This window comes from Variovorax boronicumulans NBRC 103145, from assembly GCF_001591345.1.
In the GTDB taxonomy this organism is placed as follows: domain Bacteria; phylum Pseudomonadota; class Gammaproteobacteria; order Burkholderiales; family Burkholderiaceae_C; genus Variovorax; species Variovorax boronicumulans.
The window spans coordinates 1-525 of the sequence record NZ_BCUS01000287.1; the positions used below are offsets into that span (position 1 = coordinate 1).

Sequence of the window (525 nt, forward strand, 5' to 3'; positions counted from 1 at the left end):
AGGCCAGTCGACAGGCTGTCGATGCTGCTCGTCGCCGTGCTCAAGCCGGACGACGTGGAGGTCGACAGGCTGTCCAGGTTGCTGTTCGTGGAGCTGAGGCCAGTGGACAAGCTGGAGATACCGCTGGTCGCAGTACTCAAACCAGACGACGTCGAGGTCGAAAGGCTGCCAATGCTGCTCGTCGCCGTGCTCAAGCCAGACGACGTCGAAGTCGACAGGCTCGAAATACCACTGGTTGCCGTGCTCAAGCCGCTCGAGGTGGATGTCGACAAGCTGTCCAGGTTGCTATTGGTGGTGCTCAGGCCGGTGGACAGGCTGGCGATGCCGCTGGTCGCCGTGCTCAGCCCTGACGACGTGGACGTCGACAGGCTGCTCACATTGCTGTTGGTCGTGCTCAGACCGGTCGACAGGCTGTTGATGCCACTGGTGGCAGTGCTCAAACCAGACGACGTCGAAGTCGAAAGACTGTCGATGCTGCTCGTGGCCGTGCTCAGACCGGACGAGGTCGAGGTCGACAAGCTGCTG

The 525-nt window shown here is 61.7% G+C and carries 1 protein-coding gene; it reads left to right on the forward strand.

Annotated features, from left to right (window positions below; translation table 11 throughout):
* Nucleotides 1–21 precede the first annotated feature (21 nt).
* Nucleotides 22–525 (forward strand): hypothetical protein (locus VBO01S_RS33455; RefSeq protein WP_303621498.1); only part of this gene is annotated, 504 nt, incomplete at its 3' end.